This is a genomic window from Pseudomonas sp. ICMP 10191 (assembly GCF_001467335.1).
Taxonomy (GTDB): domain Bacteria; phylum Pseudomonadota; class Gammaproteobacteria; order Pseudomonadales; family Pseudomonadaceae; genus Aquipseudomonas; species Aquipseudomonas cerasi.
Window position 1 is genome coordinate 98,983 of record NZ_LKGW01000079.1, and the last position, 22,252, is coordinate 121,234.

19 protein-coding genes are annotated in these 22,252 nt (G+C 61.3%); 3 read left to right on the top strand and 16 right to left on the bottom strand.

The genetic code is table 11. From position 1 onward, the window contains the following. Positions 1-177: 177 nt before the first annotated feature. The 7 genes from AO388_RS07655 to AO388_RS07685 form a co-directional block, all read right to left on the bottom strand. Positions 178-1,131 (bottom strand): adenosine deaminase, encoded by a 954-nt coding sequence (locus AO388_RS07655; RefSeq protein ID WP_058416259.1) that lies wholly within the window; start codon positions 1,129-1,131, stop codon positions 178-180. Between the two features lie 78 nt (positions 1,132-1,209). Next, the gene (locus AO388_RS07660; RefSeq protein ID WP_058416260.1) at positions 1,210-2,175 is read right to left on the bottom strand and encodes a 2-oxoglutarate and iron-dependent oxygenase domain-containing protein; all 966 of its coding nucleotides are present in this window, start codon (positions 2,173-2,175) and stop codon (positions 1,210-1,212) included. Positions 2,176-2,258: 83 nt separating this feature from the next. Beyond that, complete coding sequence (locus AO388_RS07665) at positions 2,259-3,353, bottom strand: BMP family ABC transporter substrate-binding protein (RefSeq protein ID WP_003366477.1); 1,095 nt, start codon at positions 3,351-3,353, stop codon at positions 2,259-2,261. Between the two features lie 151 nt (positions 3,354-3,504). After that, complete coding sequence (fecE, locus tag AO388_RS07670; protein ID WP_003366479.1) at positions 3,505-4,296, bottom strand: Fe(3+) dicitrate ABC transporter ATP-binding protein FecE; 792 nt, start codon at positions 4,294-4,296, stop codon at positions 3,505-3,507. Positions 4,297-4,300: 4 nt separating this feature from the next. Then, positions 4,301-5,269, bottom strand: a complete 969-nt coding sequence (locus tag AO388_RS07675; protein ID WP_058416261.1) for an iron chelate uptake ABC transporter family permease subunit — start codon at positions 5,267-5,269, stop codon at positions 4,301-4,303. Next, positions 5,266-6,255, bottom strand: coding sequence for an iron-dicitrate ABC transporter permease FecC (gene fecC / locus AO388_RS07680; protein WP_058416262.1), 990 nt, complete (start codon positions 6,253-6,255; stop codon positions 5,266-5,268). The genes AO388_RS07675 and fecC overlap by 4 nt, the downstream gene beginning before the upstream one ends. Beyond that, a complete protein-coding gene (locus AO388_RS07685; protein ID WP_003431850.1) occupies positions 6,256-7,176 on the bottom strand; it encodes a Fe(3+) dicitrate ABC transporter substrate-binding protein FecB in 921 nt (306 codons plus the stop codon). Between the two features lie 264 nt (positions 7,177-7,440). Here AO388_RS07685 and AO388_RS07690 point away from each other — a divergent pair, with 264 nt between their 5' ends. Beyond that, on the top strand, positions 7,441-8,544 hold the full coding sequence (locus AO388_RS07690; RefSeq protein WP_003431849.1) for a calcium:proton antiporter: 1,104 nt from the start codon (positions 7,441-7,443) through the stop codon (positions 8,542-8,544). A gap of 111 nt (positions 8,545-8,655) precedes the next feature. On the opposite strand, the gene AO388_RS07695 is transcribed toward AO388_RS07690, so the two are convergent. The 9 genes from AO388_RS07695 to AO388_RS07735 form a co-directional block, all read right to left on the bottom strand. Beyond that, complete coding sequence (locus AO388_RS07695; protein ID WP_058416263.1) at positions 8,656-10,011, bottom strand: 8-oxoguanine deaminase; 1,356 nt, start codon at positions 10,009-10,011, stop codon at positions 8,656-8,658. 123 nt (positions 10,012-10,134) lie between these two features. Continuing rightward, positions 10,135-10,824 (bottom strand): SDR family oxidoreductase, encoded by a 690-nt coding sequence (locus tag AO388_RS07700; RefSeq protein ID WP_003366555.1) that lies wholly within the window; start codon positions 10,822-10,824, stop codon positions 10,135-10,137. Between the two features lie 243 nt (positions 10,825-11,067). After that, entirely contained in the window at positions 11,068-11,994 is a 927-nt protein-coding gene (locus tag AO388_RS07705; RefSeq protein WP_003366557.1) for an ABC transporter permease, read from the bottom strand. Further along, entirely contained in the window at positions 11,994-13,094 is a 1,101-nt protein-coding gene (locus AO388_RS07710) for an ABC transporter permease (RefSeq protein WP_004667295.1), read from the bottom strand. The genes AO388_RS07705 and AO388_RS07710 overlap by 1 nt, the downstream gene beginning before the upstream one ends. Before the next feature lie 11 nt (positions 13,095-13,105). Continuing rightward, the gene (locus AO388_RS07715; RefSeq protein WP_058416264.1) at positions 13,106-14,659 is read right to left on the bottom strand and encodes an ABC transporter ATP-binding protein; all 1,554 of its coding nucleotides are present in this window, start codon (positions 14,657-14,659) and stop codon (positions 13,106-13,108) included. A gap of 532 nt (positions 14,660-15,191) precedes the next feature. Next, entirely contained in the window at positions 15,192-15,785 is a 594-nt protein-coding gene (locus AO388_RS07720; RefSeq protein ID WP_003366563.1) for an IMPACT family protein, read from the bottom strand. 32 nt (positions 15,786-15,817) lie between these two features. Then, positions 15,818-16,480, bottom strand: a complete 663-nt coding sequence (locus AO388_RS07725; RefSeq protein WP_003318629.1) for a TetR/AcrR family transcriptional regulator — start codon at positions 16,478-16,480, stop codon at positions 15,818-15,820. A 94-nt stretch (positions 16,481-16,574) separates the two neighbouring features. Beyond that, positions 16,575-17,972 (bottom strand): uracil-xanthine permease family protein, encoded by a 1,398-nt coding sequence (locus AO388_RS07730; protein ID WP_058416265.1) that lies wholly within the window; start codon positions 17,970-17,972, stop codon positions 16,575-16,577. A gap of 186 nt (positions 17,973-18,158) precedes the next feature. Continuing rightward, the gene (locus AO388_RS07735) at positions 18,159-19,079 is read right to left on the bottom strand and encodes a LysR family transcriptional regulator (RefSeq protein WP_003431839.1); all 921 of its coding nucleotides are present in this window, start codon (positions 19,077-19,079) and stop codon (positions 18,159-18,161) included. A 111-nt stretch (positions 19,080-19,190) separates the two neighbouring features. Between AO388_RS07735 and AO388_RS07740 the strand changes: the two genes are divergently transcribed. Together AO388_RS07740 and AO388_RS07745 are read left to right on the top strand one after the other, a co-directional pair. Next, positions 19,191-20,537 carry an aspartate aminotransferase family protein gene (locus tag AO388_RS07740; RefSeq protein ID WP_054081332.1) on the top strand — a complete coding sequence of 449 codons (1,347 nt, stop codon included), beginning with the start codon at positions 19,191-19,193 and terminating at the stop codon, positions 20,535-20,537. Between the two features lie 90 nt (positions 20,538-20,627). Beyond that, complete coding sequence (locus tag AO388_RS07745; RefSeq protein ID WP_003366570.1) at positions 20,628-22,121, top strand: CoA-acylating methylmalonate-semialdehyde dehydrogenase; 1,494 nt, start codon at positions 20,628-20,630, stop codon at positions 22,119-22,121. Positions 22,122-22,252: the final 131 nt, after the last annotated feature.

The following is a 22,252-nucleotide window of genomic DNA, read 5'->3' on the forward strand; positions in this document are numbered from 1 at the left end:
CTCTTGCGACGCCGAGCGTCGCGAAAGGCATTCCCGCGCGGAGCGTGAGGTACGATGGAGGCGCCTGCCCTACCACTATCGTGCCAATGCTCCGCGTTGGTATGCAGTTCCTGACGCTCTGCGTCCTCTGCGACGCAGAGCATGAGCAGCGATGGATGTAACTCGCTCATTCCCTCTTTAGGGCTTGACCAGTCGTGCATCCAGGCTGTTTTGCGCCAGGCGTATGGCCTGATCTTCGGTCATGCCCAGGTGGGTGTACAGCGCGTGGAAGTTCTCGGTCACGTAGCCACCGAAGTAGGCCGGGTCGTCCGAGTTGACGGTGACCTTCACGCCACGCTCGAGCATGTCGAGGATGTTGTGCTGGGCCATGTCGTCGAACACACAAAGCTTGGTGTTGGACAGCGGGCAGACGGTCAACGGGATCTGTTCGTCGATGATGCGTTGCATCAGCCGCTCGTCTTCGATGGCGCGAACGCCGTGGTCGATGCGCTCTATCTTCAGCAGGTCCAGTGCTTCCCAGATGTATTCCGGCGGACCTTCTTCCCCGGCGTGAGCCACAGTCAGGAAGCCTTCGTTGCGCGCGCGATCGAACACACGCTGGAACTTGCTCGGTGGATGGCCCATCTCCGAGCTGTCGAGGCCCACGGCAACGAACGCATCACGGAACGGCAGCGCCTGATCGAGGGTTTTTTCGGCTTCTTCCTGGGACAGGTGGCGCAGGAAACTCAGGATCAGGCCGCTGTCGACGCCCAGCTTCGACTTGCCATCTTTCAGCGCACCGGTAATCCCGGCCAGTACCACTTCGAACGGGATACCACGGTCGGTGTGGGTTTGCGGATCGAAGAACGGTTCGGTGTGGATAACGTTCTGTGCCTTGCAGCGCAGCAGGTAGGCCCACGTCAGGTCGTAGAAGTCCTGTTCGGTGCGCAATACGTCTGCGCCCCGGTAATACAGATCGAGGAATTCCTGCAGGTTGTTGAAGGCATACGCCTTGCGCAGGGTTTCGACGTCATCCCACGGCAGGGCAATCCTGTTGCGCTCGGCCAGGGCGAACAGCAACTCGGGTTCCAGCGAGCCTTCGAGGTGCAAGTGCAGTTCTGCCTTGGGCAGGGCGTTCAACCAGTCGTACATATTCTTTTCTCATCAGGTGCAGATCTCGGACATTCTACAGATGCACGTCGCTGCGCAGGGTAAAACCTGACTGAACGTTCAACTTGCCTCCTGTTCGCGGCGATAAGCGTAGGTATCCGCGAAGCGCGACAGCAGAAATTCGGCGCAGGTGGTCACCGTATAGCGGGCAGGATGATCGTCGCTCTGGCAACCGGGCAGGCATTCGATGCGCGTGTCGGGGTGCGGTTCGGCGAAGAACGGCATGGAGTAGCGATCGACCCCGAGCGGGCTGATGACCCGATGCGGCGTGGACAGGTAACGATCGTTGCTCCAGCGCGCCATCATATCGCCCAGATTGACCACGAAGGTGCCGTCAAGCGGTGGCGCGTCGATCCATTCGCCACGCACATCACGCACCTGCAAGCCGCCCGCTGTGTCCTGATACAGCAGAGTGATGCAGCCATAATCGGTATGTGCGCCTGCGCCTTGTTGCTCGGCCGAGGTCGCTGTATCACGCGGCGGGTAATGAATCATGCGCAGCACGCTGACCGGGTCCTTGAAGCGCTGATCGAAGAAATCGCGCTCGATGCCCAGTGCCAGGGTCATGGCGCGCAGCAGGGTTTGCGCCAGCGCCTGCATGTCCAGATAGTGTTGCTCCATCAGCGCTTCCCAGCCGGGAATGTCCGGATGCCGGTTTGGCCCACGCAGCGGTTTGCCCGCCAGCACGTCGGGATGACGGGCATCCAGGTGCAGGCCTATGTCGAAGGTTTCCTTGAGGTCACTCGGCAGGCTGGGGTCCAGTTGTTCGGTGGCGATGGCGCCGTAGCCGCGATGATGGGTGCTTTGGGTGATATCGATCAGGAGCTTTTCAGCTGCCGGCCGGGCGAAGAAGTCCTTTGCCGCCGATTGCACCTGCTCGATGCGTTGCGCGCTGATCGGGTGGCCCTTGATGTAAAAGAAGCCCCATGCCCGACAGGCACTGTCGATTTGCCCGGCAACATCCTGCCAGGCCTGAGTGTCCGTGCCGTAGAGCGGGGCGATGTCGATGACGGGAAGCTGGTCCATTAACCGGTCCTGAAAGGAAGTGTCGGGTGTCGATGATCGTGCCTGGCGCAGCAGGCACGATGGTCAGGCAAGTGGCGGACTGATTACTTGGGCAGCTCGGCCTTGATGCCTTCGACGTAGTAGTTCATCGATGCCAGCTCGGCGTTGGTCGCGACCACACCGTCAGCAATTTTCACGGTGCCGTTCTGGTCCTTGATCGGGCCGGTGAACGGGTGGAATTCGCCGCTTTCAATACTGGCAATGATCTTCTGCGCTTCGGCCTTCACGTCAGCAGGCACCACGTCGCTGATCGGCAATTCGACCGTTCCTTCCTTCAAGCCGCCCCAGTAATCCTGTGGTTTCCAGGTCCCTGCGATGGCGCCTTCGGCGGCCTGAATGTAGTGCGGGCCCCAGTTGTTGACGATGGAGGTCAGCACTGCTTTCGGTCCGAAGTGAGCCATGTCCGAGGCATAACCGACGGCATACACGCCGCGACGCTCGGCGGTCTGGATCGGCGCAGGGCTGTCGGTGTGCTGGAACACCACGTCCACGCCCTGATCGATCAACGCATTGGCCGCATCGGCTTCCTTGCCCGGATCGAACCAGGAGTTGACCCACACCACCTTGATCTCGGTGCCCGGGTTGTATTTGTTCAGCGCCAACTGGATGGCGTCGATGTCGCGCAGCACTTCAGGAATCGGGAACGAAGCGACATAACCGATCTTCTTGGTCTTGGTCATCTTCGCGGCGATGTAACCGCTCACGTAACGACCTTCATAGGTGCGGGCCAGATAAGTGCCCATGTTCTTGTCCTGCTTGTAGCCGGTCGCGTGCTCGAACTTCACCTTGGGGAACTGCTTGGCGACTTTCAGCGTGGGGTTCATGTAGCCGAACGAGGTACTGAAGATCAGGTCATAACCACCCTTGGCCATGTTGCGGATAACCCGCTCGGCGTCCGCGCCCTCCGGCACGTTTTCCACGTAGCTGCTGGTCACCTTGTCACCCAGCGCCTTGACCATCGCCTGACGGCCCTGTTCATGCTGATAGGTCCAGCCGTGGTCGCCGATGGGGCCGATGTAGACGAATCCGACTTTCAGCGGATCGGCTGCCGAGGCGAGCAGGCTGGAGCCGATGCCGACAACGGCGGCCATGGCACACAGCAGTTTTTTCAGAGGACGACGTGGGTTGGTCAGGTGCATCGGGTCTAGCTCCTTGCGGTCTTGTTGGAGTGCATACCCCGACAATGCAAATAACTGACCAACAGGACAACTTACGATGCTGGCGCGCTTTGCCGCTTGCCTGCCTGTTTCACCATGCAGCGGGAAGGTGCAGACGCTGCAGGTTACGCCGCTAACTGGTGCAGCGCGTGCTGCGCTCGACGATGCACATCGGCGTGCCTGCCACGGGTTCGCGCATGATCTGCACCTGCACATCGAACACCTGGCAGACCAGCTCGGCCGTCAGTACATCACCCGGCGCGCCGCAGGTCACCAGACGTCCACCCTGCATGACCGCCAGGTGGTCGGCGTAGCGGCAGGCCTGATTGATGTCATGCAGCACGGTAATCACCGTCTTGCCTTCGGCGCTCAGCTCACGCATCAGGTCCAGCAGCTCGACCTGATGGCTGATGTCCAGATAGGTGGTCGGCTCGTCGAGCAGGACGATGGCCGCGTCCTGCGCAAGGATCATCGCCAGCCAGGCGCGCTGTCGTTGCCCGCCGGACAGATCCGACAGCGGGCGCTCGGCCAGTGTGTCCAGCTCCATGCGCTGCAAGGCTTGATCGACACTGCGTTGATCGGCGTCACTCAGGCGACCCCACAGACTGTTGTGCGGACTGCGGCCGTACGCCACCAGCTGGCGTACGCTGACGCCTTCCGGAATCGGCAGCACTTGCGGCAGAAAAGCCACCTTGCGCGCCAGCTCGTTGGCCGACAGCTGGCGGTAGGCCGTGCCATCCAGACTGAGACTGCCCGATTGCGGGGTGAGAATTCGGGCGAAGGCCTTGAGCAGGGTGGATTTGCCGCAGCCATTGGGGCCGATCAGCGCAGTGACCTGCGCAGGCGGCGGGCTGAACGACAGGTCTTGCACGATGCGCGTTGCGCCGTAGCCGATGTCGAGTTGCTGCGCCTTCAGAATAGTCATGGGATCAACCTTTGAATCGGGCCAGCAGCCAGAGGAAATACGGAGCGCCAATCACCGCCGTGAGAATCCCGGCCGGAATTTCGCTGGGCGCGATCAGCGTGCGTCCCAGCGTGTCTGCCAGCACCAGTAATAACGCACCCAGCACCATCGAGGCGGGCAGCAGGTACTGATGATGACCGCCGACCAGACGACGGGCCATGTGTGGTGCGACCAGGCCGACGAAGCTCACCGGGCCTATAATGCCCACCCCCAGGCTGGTCAACAGCACGGCACTGCCCATCGACAGCCAGCGCGTACGCGTGAGGCCGGTGCCCAGGCTCTGCGCCGCCTCGTCACCCAGGCCGATCAGGTTCAGTGGTTTGGCCAGCAGCAGGCTGAGCGGGATCAGCAGCAGAAGCGGCGTGGCCAGCAGGACGTGGTGCCAGTTGCGGCTCCACAAACTGCCGGTCAGCGCCAGCAGGGCGGTGTTGATATCCAGCGGGTTGGACAGGATCAGGAACTCGGTGATGCTCGACAGCGTCACAGCAATCGCCACCCCGGACAGCGCGAAACGTACCCCGGAAAACTGCACGCCGGCGTTATACAACGCCAGCAGCAGCGCACCCGCCGCGCCGCCCAGACACGCCACAAACGGCAGCGCCGATACCGGTAACTGTGGCAGGCCGATAATCGCAATGGTCAGCGCCAGCCCGGCACCCTGGGTGACGCCGAGGATTTCCGGCGAGGCCAGCGGGTTGCGAATCACGCCTTGCACGATGGCGCCCGCCAGGCCGAACGCGCAGCCGGTCATGATTGCGATCAGGCCGCGTGGCAGGCGGTGATTCCAGACTTCGAAGTCCTTGCTGTCGTGGGCGATCAGGTGATCGAGCACGGCGCCGGGTGTCAGCCACACGGTCCCAGCGCTGAGGCTCAGCAGCAGGGCGAGTGCCAGCAGAGTCATCAGCAGCAACAGCCTTGAGCGCGGGTGGTTCATAGCGCACGCCTCGCCAGAAACAGAAAGAACGGCGCGCCGATCAATGCCGTCACTACCCCGGCCGGTGTTTCCACCGGGAAGGCCACGGCGCGGCTGATCAGGTCCGAGGCCAGCACGATGGCCGCGCCCAGGCCGGCGCTGATCGGGATCAGCCAGCGGTAGTCATTGCCCAGCCACTGGCGAGCGATGTTCGGCGCGATCAGGCCGACAAAGGCGATCGGCCCGACTGCACAGACACTGGCGCCAACCAGCAGCAGGCTGACCACGAATACCAGCAGGCGTAACGCACCGATGCGCACGCCCAGCGAACGCGCAGCGTTTTCACCGAGGTTGATCAGGTTCAAGCGCGGCGCACAGGCAATCGCCAGCACCACGCCGATCAGCGTGCACGGCCAGAGCAGTTGCAATTGCGCCGCGCCGACATTGGCCAGTGACCCTGCCAGCCAGTTGAGGACACTTTGCGCCTGCGCTTCGACAAGAATTACGGTGAGACGGGTCAAGGCTGCGCACAGTGCGGCGACGGCGACACCCGCCAGCACCAGTCGCCCCTGAGCGGTGGCAGGCGACCATGCGCCGCCAAGACTGAACACTGTGATCCATGCCAGTGCACCGCCGAGGCAGGTCATTAAAAGAGCGCCACCGGGGAAGGGCAGAGCGACCAGACCTGTGGAAAACAGCGCCAGCCCCAACGCTGCGCCCGCCGTGACGCCAAACAATGACGGGGAGGCCAGACGGTTGCGGGTGATGCCCTGCATCAACGCGCCCGCCACGCCCAGGCAGGCACCGACCAGTGCCGCGCACAGGGCGCGTGGCACGCGCAGTTGCGCGACGATGTAAGCGATATTACCGCCCTCGCGGCCCTGCGTGATCAGTCCGTTCCAGGCATCCACCTGACGAATGCTGAACGACGACAGGGCGAACAGCGACACCCAGAACAGTCCCAGGCAGGTCGCGGTGATCACGCCTGCCATCAGCCAGCGACGCATTTACGGGTTCAGCACGGCCTTGCCGCCCTTGAGTACGGCAAGCGCATCGTCGGCGATCTGCTCGGACGCCATGATCCCGCGATTGCGCGCCCAGCTGTCGCCATCCACTTCAGCTACCTGCTTGTTACGTACTGCGCCAAGCACCTGCCACAGCGGCTGCTTGCTCCAGCTGTCGACGATGCTCGGGCGACGATAATGACCGACCAGCAACCAGTTCGGGTCCAATGCCAGCAACTGCTCCAGGCTGACGAACTCGGTGGGCGCGGCGTCTTTGCGTACTTCCGGGACCTTCAGACCGATCGCCTGCAACACGCTGCCCGCATAAGAGTGCGGGCCATGTACCGAGAAGCTGTCTTCGCGGGCGACGCCGAACAGCACGTTGGTGTTGGCCGGAATCTGCTCGGCAACAGTCTTCAGGTGCTGGCGGTTCTCCGCGATCCGCGCCTGCATCTCTGGGCCTTTGCCCAGCGCCACGCCGATCAGCTCGGCAGATTTCAGACTGCCCTGATAATCCTCGCCGCGTGACGGCAGCATCAGCGTCGGTGCCAGGCTGGCGAGGTCGTTGTACAGCGCCTGATGGCGACCGAGGTCGGCAATGATCAGGTCCGGCTTGAGCCGCGCGATCACTTCTATATTGGGTTGCGAGCGCAGGCCCACAGACTGCCATTCGCCGACGGCCTTGCGCACCTTGGGCAGTACGCGGTTGGCATCGCCATCGTCGGCGGCACCGACCGGCGTCACACCGACCGAAGCCAGTCCGTCGAGAAACGAAAACTCCAGCACCACCACGCGCTTGGGGGTGTCAGGCAGGTGAACTTTGTGTTGGCCGTCATCGATGTCGATAGGTGCGGCCTGGGCTGCACTCGCCATCAGGGTCAGCAGGCCGCAAGCCAGCAGATGCGGAAGTCGAAAAGCACGCATGGCAAAGGTCCTTTCTAACAAAACGGAATCAGGAAAAACAGGCGCGCCCTGAAGGCCGCGAAGAAAACGGCAGGCACTATTGTTGAAAACGGCGGGCACTATTTCACATCGTGGCGACGGGATCAAAAGTCATTTACGCGTGGGTGCGGTTCGCATTCGGGCTATTTTATGAAACCTTTTGTCACACAAGCTACTCTGACACGCTTCACTGTTGGCCACCTTCATGTACATCCGCGGCGATGTCGCAAGGTTTGGGGAATAAAAATGGGCGCATTGCTCAAGCAAGAAAAGTTTCTGTTGCTGGCAATCATTGCCATGTTCGTCGCTTATCCACTGGAGCACGTGCTGGTAGGCAACGGTCAGGTCGTGGCGCTGGTGTCCGGGCTGGCGCTGGTCGCGTTCATCATCTGCGCCTCGATGCGCGTTGCCCACCATGCCGAGATGCTGGCGGAAAAGGTCGGCGATCCTTACGGCACGATGATCCTCACGCTGTCGGCGGTGACGGTCGAAGTGGTGATCCTGGCGATCATGATGAGCAACGAGCCGTCGCCAACGCTGGTGCGGGACACGATTTATTCGGCGGTGATGCTCGACATCAACGGCATCCTCGGTCTTGCGGCGCTGATGGGCGGTATCAAGCACGGCGAGCAGTCATACAACGATGATTCGGCGCGCACCTACAGCGTGATGATCCTCACCGCGATGGGCGTGTCGATGGTCGTACCCGAGTTCATTCCCAAGGGTGACTGGAAGATCTATTCGGCGTTTACCATCGGCGCGATGATCCTGCTCTACACCCTGTTCCTGCGCATGCAGGTCGGGCCGCACAGTTACTTTTTCAGCTACAGCTACCCGGAAAAGAAGAAGCGTCAGAGTCAGGGTTCCAATACGGCTGAAGAGCACGCAGAACCGGTCAATCTGACCCGCTCAATTGCCACACTGGTTGTCGGCGTGGTGGTGATCGGCGCGCTGGCCGAAGTGATGTCGAAGACGGTTGACCTGGGCCTGGAAGGCACCGGTGCACCGCCGGTGATGACCGCCATCCTGGTCGCCGCCATCTCTGCCGCGCCGGAGATCCTCACGGCCCTGCGTGCCGCGCTGGCCAACCGCATGCAGTCGGTGGTCAACATCGCCCTGGGTGCGTCGCTGTCGACCGTGATCCTGACCGTTCCGGTCATGGAAGCCATGGCGCTTTACAGTGGCCAGCCTTTCCAGATGGCCATGACTCCGGTGCAGACCGTGATGATCTTCATCACCCTGCTGGTGTCCGCCATCAACCTCAACGACGGCGAAACCAACGCCATCGAAGGCATGACCCACTTCGTGCTGTTCGCGACGTTCATCATGCTCTCGTGTCTGGGGCTTTAGGGCCTATTGCCTATCGCTCCCACGCTCTGCGTCGCAAGAGGACGCAGAGCGTCCTGAACGGCATGCCGACGCGGAGCGTCGCACGATAGTTGAGATTATCGCCCCGCACGTTCAGCCCCGAATCAACTCCCGCGCGGCCTGGCTGTGATCGGCAATCAACTGCTTGATGTCCAGGCCTTCGACCTGGCCGTCGATCACTCGCCATTGTCCTGCGATCATCACCCGATCGGCACGGTCCGCGCCGCACAGCAGCAGCGCTGACAGCGGATCATGGCTGCCGGAAAAGCGCAGTTCGTCCAGCTTGAACAACGCCAGATCAGCCTGTTTACCCACCGCCAGTTCACCGAGGTCAGTGCGTCCCAGCAATTGCGCCGACCCCTTGGTGGCCCAGCCCAGCACGAGCTGCGGAGTGATTTTTTCGGCGCCGTAGCGCAGGCGTTGCAGGTAAAGCGCCTGGCGGGTTTCCAGGATCATGTTCGATGCGTCGTTGGACGCCGAACCATCGACCCCAAGCCCCAACGGCGCGCCAGCAGCGAGCAGGTCCAGGGTCGGACAGATGCCGGAGGCCAGGCGCATGTTCGAGCTCGGGCAGTGGCAGACACCCGTACCTGCTGCGCCGAGACGGGCGATTTCGTCGGGGTTGAAGTGGATGCCATGGGCCAGCCAGGTACGCGGTCCCAACCAGCCGACACTGTCCAGATAATCCACGGTGCGCAGGCCGAAGCGTTGCAGGCAGAAGTCTTCTTCGTCGAGGGTTTCAGCCAGGTGGGTGTGCAGGCGCACGTCGAGTTTTTCTGCCATGGCCGCACTCTCGGCCATGATCTGCGGCGTGACCGAAAACGGCGAGCAGGGTGCCAGCGCGATCTGGATCTTCGCGCCGTCACCACGCTCATGGTAGGTCTCGATCAAACGCTGGCTGTCGGCCAGAATCACCTCGCCCTGCTGCACGGTTTGCTGCGGCGGCAAGCCTCCATCCGCTTCGCCCAGGCTCATCGAACCGCGCGTCAGCATCGCGCGCATGCCCAGCTCCCGAACGCTCTGCACCTGAACATCGATAGCGTGTTCAAGCCCGTCGGGAAACAGATAGTGGTGGTCAGCAGCGGTTGTGCACCCGGACAGTAACAGCTCGGCCAGCGCCACCTTGCTGGCGACCGCGAGCTTCTCCGGCGTCAGGCGCGCCCATACCGGGTACAGGGTTTTCAGCCAAGGGAACAACGGCTGATTGACCACTGGTGCCCAGGCCCGCGTGAGGGTTTGATAGAAGTGATGGTGCGTGTTGATCAACCCCGGCAGCAACACATGCTCACGGGCATCGAACGTCTGAGTGCAGGGCGTTGACGGGAGCTGCCCGGCGGCCAGCACTTCAGTGATGACGCCGCCTTCGATCACCAGACCGCCACGGGCGTCCAGGTCATTGGCAGTGAACACGGCAAGGGGATTTTTCAACCAGATACGGATCGCAGGCATGGGCCGGCTCCTCTGAAAGACAGGTTCAGGTTAGCCAGCTCAGTGTTGCCCTGTCTGCTGATCCAGGGTCGCCGGGGTCAGGTGCGCCCCGGCGAAGGACGGCGATTCTAGTCGAGCAGCCGATTACCAGGCAATCGTCTTGCCCTGGTAGTCGATGAAGTGATGGCCGCCCTTGCCGGCGTAGGCATTGAGCTGTTCGACAAGCCCAGTGGTGCTGGTCATCACGTCGATGGCGGCATTTTCGCCGCCCATGTCGGTCTTCACCCAGCCCGGATGCATAGACAAAACGGTAGGACGGTTCTCGCCCAGCTCGGTGACAAAGGTATTGGTCATCGAATTGAGTGCAGCCTTGCTGGCCTTGTACAACGCAAGGTTTGCGCCGTCCGGGCAAGTGACGCTGCCCAGCCACGAACTCATGAACGCCAGGACGCCCGTGCCGGGACGAAGTTGATCGACGAAGCGTTCGGCCAGACGAATCGGTGCCACCGCGTTGGTCAGGAACAACTGCCCGAGTTCGGCAGCGGTAGACTTCGCCGCGCTCTGGTGTGCCGCGCCACTGATGCCGGCATTGACGAACAGCACGTCGAACACTTCACCGCGCAGCTTCTGGACCAGCACTTCAAGCGAGGCCGTTTCGTCCAGATCCACCGCTTCGATGCGCACGCCCTCGACCGCTTTGAGGTTTTCAGCGTTCTGCGGATCACGCACCGTGGCGGTGACCTGCCAGCCCTGTTCGGTCAAGCGCTGCACCAGCCCGAGGCCCAGGCCACGCGAAGCACCGATGATCAGGGCGGTTTTCTTGGTAGTGGTCATGAATGATTCCTTGGCAGATTGAGAGACAGACTCCATGGCAGTGCCAGCAAGGCCTCTCGAAAGTTTCGACCCCGCAGCGTACTACTGCCTATGCAGTGTTGGAATCTCCGTGAGCCGGAAACGTTCAAGGTAGATGTCTGACGCTGAGCATCGGCGCGATAGTCGGGATTATCGTTCCGCACGCTCCAGCGTGGGAATGCCGTTCATGACGCTCTGCGTCAACCATCTGCGCCGCGAGCTCCCTCAATGCCCCGCCCGCCAAGGCTGGCCCAGCGATACCGGCGCATACAGCCGGGTGCGCAAGGCGTCGCGGGAGAGCAGGACGAGGACGATGATGGTGGCGAGGTAAGGCAGCATCGCCAGCAGGTTGGACGGGATGGCCAGGCCGATGCCTTGCGCGACCAGGTGCAGGATGCTGGCGAGGCCGAACAGGTACGCACCGAGCAGTAGACGCCACACGCGCCAGCTGGCGAACACCACCAGCGCCAAGGCTATCCAGCCGCGTCCGGCGCTCATGTTTTCTGCCCACATCGGCGTGTAGGCCAGCGACAGGTAGGCCCCGGCCAGCCCAGCCATTGCGCCGCCGAACAGCACGGCCAACGTGCGTACACGCAACACTGGCAAGCCCATGGCGCTGGCCGCATCGGGATTTTCGCCGACCGCCTGGATAATCAGCCCGACGCGGCTTTTCAGCAGCGCCCAGGCGACCAGTGCAAACAGCGCAAAGGACAGGTAGACCAGCAAGTCCTGGGCAAACAGCATGCGGCCGATCAGCGGAATGTCACTGAGCAGCGGGATGGCCACCGGTTCGAAACCGCTCAACGGTTTGCCGACCCAGGCGGCCCCGACAAAGCTGGAAAGGCCAACGCCGAAGATGGTCAGCGCCAGCCCGGTCGCGACCTGATTGGCGTTGAACACCAGTGCCACCAGGGCAAACAGTGCCGACAGCAGCATGCCTGCAAGCATCGCCAGCAGCACACCCAGCCAGAGGTTGCCGGTGTTCAGGGCGACGATGAAACCGATCACTGCGCCAAACAGCATCATGCCTTCCTGACCGAGGTTGATGACGCCGCTTTTTTCGCAGATAAGTTCGCCCAGCGCCACCAGCAGCAAGGGGGTTCCGCAGCGGACCATGGCGTAGAAAATGTTGCTCAGCAGGTCGATATCCATCATGCGGCTCCTGTGACGGCTGTCATCTGGCGCTTGGCCCAGTGCAGTTTCAAACGTGGGCGATAGAGAATCAGCACATCACAGGCCAGCAGGAAAAACAGCATCATCCCCTGAAACAACTGCGTGATTGCCAACGGCAGGTTCAAGGTCATTTGCGCGCTTTCTCCGCCCAGATACAGTAGGGCGATCAACAGGCTGGAGAACAGAATGCCGATGGGGTTGAGGCGGCCGAGAAAGGCCACGGTGATCGCGGCATAGCCGTAACCTGGCGAGACCTGCGGCACCAGTTGACCGATCGGCCCGGTCACTTCCGATACGCCGGCCAGCCCGGCCAGCGCGCCACTGATCAACAGTGCGAGCCAAACCAGGCGTTTTTCTCGAAAGCCGACGAACCCGGCAGCACGCTTGTCCAGGCCCAGCACCTTGATCTGAAAACCGACGAAACTGCGCTGCAGCAGCACCCACACCGCGACCAGCGCAAGCAGGGCGAAGTACACGCCGATGTGCGCGCGGCCATCCTCCATCAACAGCGGCAGACGGCTGGCGTCGCCGAAAGTCGCTGACTCCGGGAAGTTCATGCCGGCCGGGTCCTTCAGCGGCCCGTGGACGAAGTACAGCAGCAAGTTGAGGGCGATGTAGTTGAGCATGATGCTGGTGAGGATTTCATTGGCGTTGAAGTGCGTGCGCAGCCAGGCGGTCACGCCCGCCCAGGCCGCGCCGGCGAGGGTGCCGGCCAGCAGCACCATGACCAGTGCCCAACGACTCTCCATCTCGATGATATTCACCGCCACGGCACTGCCCGCCAATGCGCCGAGCAGCAACTGGCCTTCCGCCCCGATGTTCCAGATACGCGCCTGATAGGCGACCGCCAGACCCAGCGCGCAGAGCAGAATCGGCAGGGTCTTGACCATCAATTCCGACAGGCCGTACCAGTCGCTGACCGGCGCGATCAGCAAGGTGTGCAGCGTCACCCAAGGGTTCAGGCCCAGGCCGATGAACAGCAGTGAACCGCAGACCAGGGTCAGCACCGCAGCCAGTAAAGGGGAGCACCACAACATCGCGCGCGATTGCTGGCCGCGCGGTTCCAGAGAAAGCAGCATGTTTCGCTCCGTTAACCAGGCACGTGGGCTTGGGGTTGAGAATGATCGAACTGTCCCGCCATCCAGCCGCCGATTTGCACGGTGCTGGTCTGTTCAGTGGGGATCAGGTCGGAAAGCTGTCCGCCACTCAGGGCGGCGAGTCGGTCGCTGATCTGGAACAACTCGTCCAGGTCTTCGGAGATCACCAGAATGGCGGCCCCCGCGTCGCGCAAGGCAATCAGCGCCCGATGGATCGCCGCCGCAGCGCCGACATCAACGCCCCAGGTGGGATGCGCGGCAATCAACAGTTTCGGCTTTTGCAGAATTTCCCGACCGAGGATGAATTTCTGCAGGTTGCCGCCCGACAGACTGCGCGCCGGGGCCTGGGCATCCGGGGTCTTGACCGCAAAGCGCCGAATGATTTCGTCAGCCAGTGCGCGCACCTTGCTGCGCTGGATCAGGCCATTGTTCACCAGCCCTTGCTGAAAGGCGGTAAGCAGCGCGTTGTCGGCAAGACTGAGTTCCGGCACTGCGCCATGCCCCAGGCGCTCGGCCGGGACGAATGCCAGGCCACGCTTGCGCCGCGCATCGGGCCGCAGGTTGCCGACCGGGGCATCCTCAAAACGCAGAGTCGCCGCCTGGGCATGGGGCAAGGTCTGTTCGCCGCTGAGCAGCGCCAGCAACTCATCCTGACCATTCCCGGCCACGCCCGCGATACCGACGATTTCGCCGCTGCGTACTTCCAGGCTGAGGTCTTTGAGTGAGCAGCCGAACGGGTCCGGGTTGTGCCAGGACAGTTTTTCGATGCGCAAAAAGGCTGTGCTGCCGCTGACTTTCTCATACTGCGCGGTCAGCCCTTCGGCATCACCGACCATCAAGCGCGCCAGTTCCAGATCGGAGCATTCAGCGGGAATGCAGTGCCCGGAGACCCGGCCGTTGCGCAGTACAGTCGCGCTGTGACACAGCGCGCGCACTTCGCCCAGCTTGTGACTGATGAACAGAATGCTGCAGCCTTCTCGGGCCAGATGCCGCAGAGTCACGAACAGCTCATCGGCTTCCTGAGGCGTCAACACCGACGTGGGCTCGTCGAGGATCAACAGGCGAATGTCCTGCATCAGGCAGCGAATGATCTCGACTTTCTGCCGCTCACCAATCGACAGGCTGTGGACTAGCCTCTGGGGCTCCACTGCCATGCCGTAGCGTTGTGAGACCTCGCGGATGCGCGGTTCGAGTTGCTTGGGCGTGCCCGCCGCTGCGCCCATCGCCAGCGCGATGTTTTGCGCGACGCTGAGGGTTTCGAACAGCGAAAAATGCTGGAAAACCATGCCGATGCCCAGGCTTCTGGCCTGTGCCGGATTGCGCATGGTCTGCACCTGGCCTTGCCAGATGATCGTCCCGGCGTCGGGCTGCGTCACGCCGTAGATGATCTTCATCAGCGTGCTTTTGCCCGCACCGTTTTCACCCAGCAGGGCGTGAATCTCTCCGGGCTGAATCGTCAGGTCGACAGCGTCGTTGGCCAGGCAGCCGGGATATCGTTTGGTGATGTGGCGCAGTTGCAGGCGCGCAGCTATCGCGTGGTTTGACATGAAAGGCTCTGAGGCAGAAGTGGGTCGCGTGTGGATAAAGCAAAATCCTGGCCAAGGAGTCAGGATTCGCGTCCGATTCGTTGAATCGAGGCCAGGCACGGAGTTTTCGGCTCTGTCACCGGCCTTCGCCTATCGACGGCGCTCGTTTCAGCACCAGTTCGGGGCGTGCTTGCCTGGCGCGGGCCAATGTGGCCCTTTGATTTGAACAAAAAATGTACAGCGGACGTGGAGGGCGGTGCGCTGAAGCAATGCGCGACCCTTGCACCTGTTATCCACAGGTTCTTCCACAGATACTGTGCGCAAGCCGGTTGAGTGAGAATAATGCGGCGGCGGTTAACATCCAAAGGCACTAACAAGTGCTAACAGGCTGTTTTTGCACTCTTTATGGATCCACGCCCGGCAATTGCTCAAAAAACGATCATTCGCCTGAAACGCAAGCCCGGCAAGGCTCGCGGTGGAGTGTGCTCAGCTTATCCACAGCCGGATGCACAGTAGATGTGGGCAATTGTGACATGTGGCTCAGAGGCTCCGGCTATTGCTCCGGCGCTGCGTGCAGAAGGATTCTGCCGCGACTCAGATCGGCCAGTTGGCGCTGCAGGGTGTCGGTGTGCTCGGGGCCGATGGCGATGGACATCTGCACACCGTTGGCCATGAAGTTTTCGCTTTCCACCAGACCGTTCAGTTCGCCGAGACGCAGCTTGACCAGCGCCAGCTCGCTGAAGCTGCATTCAAGGTGGAACGACGCGCGCTGGATCAGCGGCAGACGCTCGGCCTGCTGCAGGCATTTGTTGGCACCGCCGCCATAGGCGCGGGCCAGGCCGCCGGTCCCCAGTTGAATGCCGCCGTACCAGCGGATCACCAGCACCACGACCTGATCGAACTCCTGCGCTTCGATGGCGGCCAGAATCGGCCTGCCTGCAGTGCCGCCCGGTTCGCCGTCATCGTTGCTGCGATACTGGCCACCGAGCTTCCAGGCCCAGCAATTGTGGGTGGCGTTCAGGTCACTGTGCTGCTCGATGAACGCCTGTGCGTCGGCCGGGCTGGCGATGGGGGCGGCGAGGGTGATGAAGCGGCTCTTGCGGATTTCTTCACGAAACTCGCAAGGGCCGATCAGGGTAAAAGGCATGCGTGTGTCCAGCTGACGTCAGGGCGACGATTCTACAAGGCTGGCGGGGTGAGCCCACAACCTTTGAGAATGATTCGAATGAGATTGTTGCTGGCCTGATCCATGTCTTGGCGAGTCAGTCGAGAACGACCGGTGACGCGACAGATCTGCGAGGCGAAGTCGGCATAGTGCTGGGTGCTGCCCCATAGCAGAAAGATCAGGTGCACCGGGTCGACGGGGTCCATCTTGCCGGCGTCGATCCAGGCTTGAAAGACCGCTGCCCGGCCCTGGAACCACAGGCGGTAATCCTGGCTGAAATACTCGCTCATGCATTCGCCGCCGCTGATGATCTCCATGGCGAAGATCCGCGAAGCCTGTGGCTGGCGGCGCGAGAATTCCATCTTGGCGCGAATATAGCGGGCCAGCGCCTCTGCCGGATCGTCTTCGACGCTGAGGTGGTTGAAGGTGCTGTCCCACAAATCGATGATGTTGCTGAGCACTGCGACATACAGGCCGAGTTTGTTGGTGAAGTAGTAATGCAGATTGGCTTTCGGCAGCCCGGCCTTGATCGCGATGGTGTTCATGCTGGTGCCCTTGAAACCGTGGCGGGCAAATTCATCTTCGGCTGCCTGGATGATCGCTTCTTCGTTCTTCTGACGAATACGGCTTGCAGGCTTGGTGACGTGAGCGCTGTGTGCGGGGACTTCAAGGGTCATGGGCAATTCCGGACAGGTCGTAGGGCGCGACGAATGAACAGATAGCGCACCGGCGAGCATCTCGCAAGCGTCGGTGCGGGCGCGGCAAGTAAAGTTATCGTGGTTGCTCCACAGGTTTGGGTTCCGCTGCATCGGCGCTCGGAACGGCGGCGACTTTGCCTTCCGGAATCAGCAGGCACATGACAATGGCCGTGATACCGCCGCTGGTGATGGCCGAATCGAACAGGTTCTGCACCAGTTTCGGCAACTGATGCAGCAGCGCAGGTTGCGCCGCAATACCCAGACCGACACCCAATGAGGTGGCAATGATCAGCATGCTGCGTCGGTCCAGCGGTGACTGGGCCAGAATGCGTACCCCGGCGGCGGCGACGCTGCCGAACATGACCAGCGTTGCGCCGCCGAGCACCGGCTTGGGGATCTGCTGGACGATGGCACCAATGTGCGGAAACAGCCCGAGCACGAACAGCACCGCGCCGATGTACAGCCCGACATAGCGACTGGCAACGCCGGTCAACTGGATCACGCCGTTGTTCTGCGCAAAGGTGGTATTGGGAAATGCGCTGAAGGTCGCGGCGATCATGCAGCTCACGCCATCACCCAGTACACCGCCCTTGAGGCGCGCCAGGTAACTCGGGCCGCTGATGGGCTGGCGCGCGAGCATGCAGTTGGCGGTCAGGTCGCCGACCGTCTCGATACTGCTGATCAGATAAATCAGCGCGACAGGCAGGAAAGCGCTCCAGTCGAAATTGAAGCCGAAGCGGAACGGCACCGGTACGCTGATCAACGGCAGGTCGTGAAGGGGTTGCGGCACCAGTTTGCCGCTGAACCATGCGGCCAGACTGCCCACCGCCAGGCCGATGATGATGGCTGACAAACGTACCCAGGGCGTATTCGATCGATTGAGCACAATGATCACGGCCAGCACGAACCCGCCCAGCGCCAGATTAACCGGGGCGCCGAAGTCCGGTGCGTTGAAGCCGCCGCCCAGGTCTGTCACGCCTACCTTGATCAGGCTCACACCAATCAGCGTGATGACAATACCGGTCACCAGTGGCGTGATGACCCTTCGCAACTGGCCAATGCAGCGACTCAGCGCGATCTGCACCAAGGCACCGAAAAAGCACACGCCGAAGATCATCGCCATGATGTCCTCCGGGCTGCCGCCGCGCTGCTTGACCAGAAAGCCTGCGGACAACACTGCGCCCAGGAAGGCGAAGCTGGTGCCTTGCAGGCAGATCATGCCCGCGCCGATACCGAACGGGCGGCGTGCCTGGATGAAGGTGCCGGTGCCCGAGACCATCAAGGCCATGCTGATCAGGTACGGCATGTACTGTGTCAGGCCAAGGGTCGAGCCGATGATCAGGGGCGGGGTGATGATCCCCACGAAGCTGGCGAGAACGTGCTGGAACGCGGCCAATATCGCCGTCCAGGGTTTGGGGCGGTCGTCCAGGCCGTAGATCAGATCATCGTTGTCGAGTGTTTCAGGCTGCATGGCGAGTTCTCGGACGGGGAAATGCCATGTGCTGGCGTGTCGTTGTTCGGGACTACTGCAAAAAACTGTCCAGTTGCTCAGCTTATTTTTATTTGATTCCATTTATTTCAATAAATATCAGCCTGATAGCGCTTTCAACGCGCTCTGCAGCGTCGGCGAACCGGCCAGGTGCAGGGCAGAAATGTGTCATCGGGTAGCGGCAAGTGTTTCCAGAAAGCTCTCCAGCACCAAATGAGGGCGCCGGCCTTTGCGGGTGACGGTCACCAGATTGAGGTCGTAGAACTTCGAATCCGGTTTCAATGCGCGCAGCCTGCCTTCCTGCACCCAGGCGTTGGCGTAATGATCGGGCAGGTAGCCTATGTAGCGGCCGGTCAGAATCAGGAAGGCGATGCCCTCCCGGTCGGACGCGCTGGCCGTGCAGGTCAGTGCCTGATAGTGGTCCTGGATCTCGTTGGGCAGGCGAAAGGTCGGAGCAATGGCTTCCTGCTGTGCGAGACGTGCGTCATCCAGCGTGGCATTCTCGGCGTAAAACAGGGGATGCCCGACCGCGCAATAGAGCAGCGAACGCTCGCTGTACAACGGATGATACTCAAGCCCCGGCAAGGCACTGGCCTGCGGCACGACGCCGACATGCAGGCCGCCGTCGAGTACACCGCGCTCGACCTCGGCGGGGGCGATCATGCGGATGTTGATGTGCACGCCCGGCCCGCGCTCTTTCAGCCGGGCCAGGGCATGGGTGATGCGCATGTGGGGGAGGGTGACCAGGTTGTCGGTCAGGCCGATGTTCAGCTCGCCGCGCAGGTTCTGGTGCAGGCCGTTGACCTCTGTCCTGAAACTTTCCAGCGCGCTGAGCAATTGCAACGACGACTGATAGACCTCGCGCCCTTCGTCGGTCAGGGAAAAGCCGGCGCGGCCTCGCTGGCACAGGCGCAGGCCAAGGCGTTGTTCCAGATCACTCATCTGCTGGCTGATCGCTGATCGGCCAATGCCGAGCACGCTTTCAGCCGCAGAAAAGCCGCCCGCCTCGACGACGCTTTTGAATAGGCGCAGCAAGCGGATATCAAAATCACTGACCTGCGACACCGGATCGGAACGACGGATATTCATTGTTTAGTGATTACCAAACCAAAGATCATAAAAGGCGGGTTTCATGAACTTTAGCCGCGTGGCACCTTGGCGGCAATGACCTTTCGTTTAGCGCCTGCGAGGCTTGCTCCCATGAATATGTTCGAAGTGTCCGATGTGCCTGTCACCCATCAGTTGAAGCTTGATGCTCACTGGATGCCCTACACCGCGAATCGAAATTTCCAGCGCGACCCGCGCATGGTCGTGGCCGCGCATGGCAGCTATCTGACAGACGACAAGGGGCGCAAGATCTACGATGCACTCTCAGGTCTATGGACATGCGGGGCTGGGCACACGCGCAAGGAAATTCAGGAAGCCGTTTCCCGGCAGCTGGGTGTGCTGGATTACTCACCAGGCTTTCAGTTCGGGCATCCCCTGTCGTTCCAGCTGGCAGAACAGATTACCGACCTGACGCCGGGCAATCTCAACCACGTCTTCTATACCAACTCGGGTTCCGAGTGCGCGGATACGGCGGTGAAGATGGTGCGTGCCTACTGGCGGCTGAAAGGCCAGGCGACCAAGACCAAGATGATCGGTCGGGCACGCGGCTATCACGGTGTGAACGTGGCGGGCACCAGCCTGGGCGGAGTGAATGGCAATCGCAAGATGTTCGGCCAGTTGATGGACGTCGACCACTTGCCGCACACCCTGCTGGCCAGCAATGCGTACTCGAAGGGCATGCCCGAGGCGGGCGGTATCGCGCTGGCTGACGAGATGCTCAAGTTGATCGAGTTGCATGATGCGTCGAACATCGCTGCGGTAATCGTCGAACCCATGGCGGGTTCGGCCGGTGTGATCGTTCCTCCGCAGGGCTATCTCAAGCGCCTGCGTGAAATTTGTGATCAGCACAATATCCTGCTGATCTTCGACGAAGTCATTACCGGCTTCGGTCGTACGGGCTCGATGTTTGGCGCCGACAGTTTCGGGGTCACGCCTGACCTGATGTGCATCGCCAAGCAGATCACCAATGGCGCCATCCCCATGGGCGCGGTAATCGCCAGCAGCGAGATCTATCAAACGTTCATGAATCAGCCAACGCCGGAGTACGCCGTCGAATTCCCTCACGGCTACACCTATTCCGCTCACCCCGTAGCCTGTGCAGCCGGGCTGGCGGCGCTTGAACTGCTGCAGCGGGAGAACCTGGTGCAGCAGGCCGCAGCCGTCGCGCCGCATTTTGAACGTGCGCTGCACGGTATCAAGGGCGCGAAAAACGTGGTCGATATCCGCAATTACGGTCTGGCAGGTGCCATCCAGCTCGCACCGCGTGACGGCGACGCCATCGTGCGGCCCTTCGAGGCAGGCATGAAGCTGTGGAAAGCCGGTTTCTACGTGCGCTTCGGCGGTGACACCCTGCAATTCGGACCGACCTTCAACAGCCAGGCGCAGGATCTGGATCGATTGTTCGATGCCGTCGGCGAAACCCTCAACCTGGTCGACTGACCGCGCTGGCAGGCTCTCTTCTTATATAAGTGCCTTTATCGCATCGGGTGTGAGCTGATTCACGCCCGTTGCCTTTATCCGGAGTTTTCCATGAGCAGCATTCAACACCTGATCCACGGCGAGTTCGTTTCTGCTGAAGGTCGTAGCGCCAATGTCTTCAACCCGTCGACCGGGCAGGTTATCCACACCGTGGCGCTGGCCGATCGCGAAACAGTCCAGAAGGCAATCGACTCGGCCAAGGCTGCCTTTCCGGCGTGGCGCAATACGCCGCCGGCCAAGCGTGCTCAGGTGATGTTCCGTTTCAAGCAACTGCTTGAGCAGAATGAGTCACGTATTGCCCAATTGATCAGTGAAGAGCACGGCAAGACCCTGGAAGATGCGGCGGGCGAGCTGAAGCGTGGTATTGAAAACGTGGAATACGCTTGCGCTGCGCCTGAAGTGCTCAAGGGTGAATACAGCCGCAACGTCGGGCCGAACATCGATGCGTGGTCTGACTTTCAGCCGCTGGGTATCGTTGCCGGTATTACCCCGTTCAACTTCCCGGCCATGGTGCCGCTGTGGATGTACCCGCTGGCCATTGCGTGTGGTAACTGCTTCATCCTCAAACCTTCGGAACGCGATCCCAGCTCCACATTGTTGATTGCCGAGCTGCTGCATGAAGCGGGGCTGCCGAAGGGTGTGCTCAATGTGGTTCACGGTGACAAGGTCGCGGTCGATGCGCTGATCGAAGCGCCGGAGGTCAAGGCATTGAGCTTCGTCGGTTCCACACCGATTGCCGAGTACATCTATAAGGAAGGCGCAGCGCGGGGCAAGCGCGTTCAAGCGCTCGGTGGTGCCAAGAATCATGCGGTGTTGATGCCGGATGCCGATCTGGACAACGCCGTGAGTGCCTTGATGGGCGCTGCCTACGGGTCCTGCGGCGAGCGTTGCATGGCGATTTCGGTCGCGGTATGCGTCGGCGATCAGATCGCTGATGCATTGGTGGCCAAGCTGGTTCCGCAAATCCAGAGCCTGAAGATCGGCGCGGGCACGACCTGTGGCCTGGATATGGGGCCGCTGGTCACCGGGCAGCATCGCGACAAGGTCGGCGGCTATATAGAGGACGGTGTGCAGGCGGGCGCGACTCTGGTGGTGGACGGGCGCAACCTTCAGGTTGCCGGGCATGAACAGGGCTTCTTCATGGGTGGCTGCCTGTTCGATCGCGTAACGCCAGAGATGCGTATCTATAAAGAAGAGATTTTCGGGCCGGTGCTGTGCATCGTGCGCGTGGACAGCCTTGAGCAGGCCATGCAACTGATCAACGATCACGAATATGGCAACGGCACTTGCATCTTTACCCGCGATGGCGAAGCGGCGCGTCTGTTCTGCGACGAGATTGAAGTGGGGATGGTCGGGGTCAATGTTCCACTGCCGGTACCGGTGGCCTATCACAGCTTTGGTGGCTGGAAGCGTTCCCTGTTCGGCGACCTGCATGCGTACGGTCCCGATGGTGTGCGCTTCTATACCCGTCGCAAGGCAATTACCCAGCGCTGGCCGCAGCGTGCGAGCCACGAAGCGTCGCAATTTGCATTTCCCAGCCTGTAAATTCTGCGGGAGGGAGATCGTCTTTAAAGAGGATCTCCCGTGTTTGCTGGGGCGTAACAAAGCAGGGTGAAGATTTTTGAAATTAACGGTTGACGCCCTCTGTGAGGTGTCTATAATTCGCCCCACTTCCG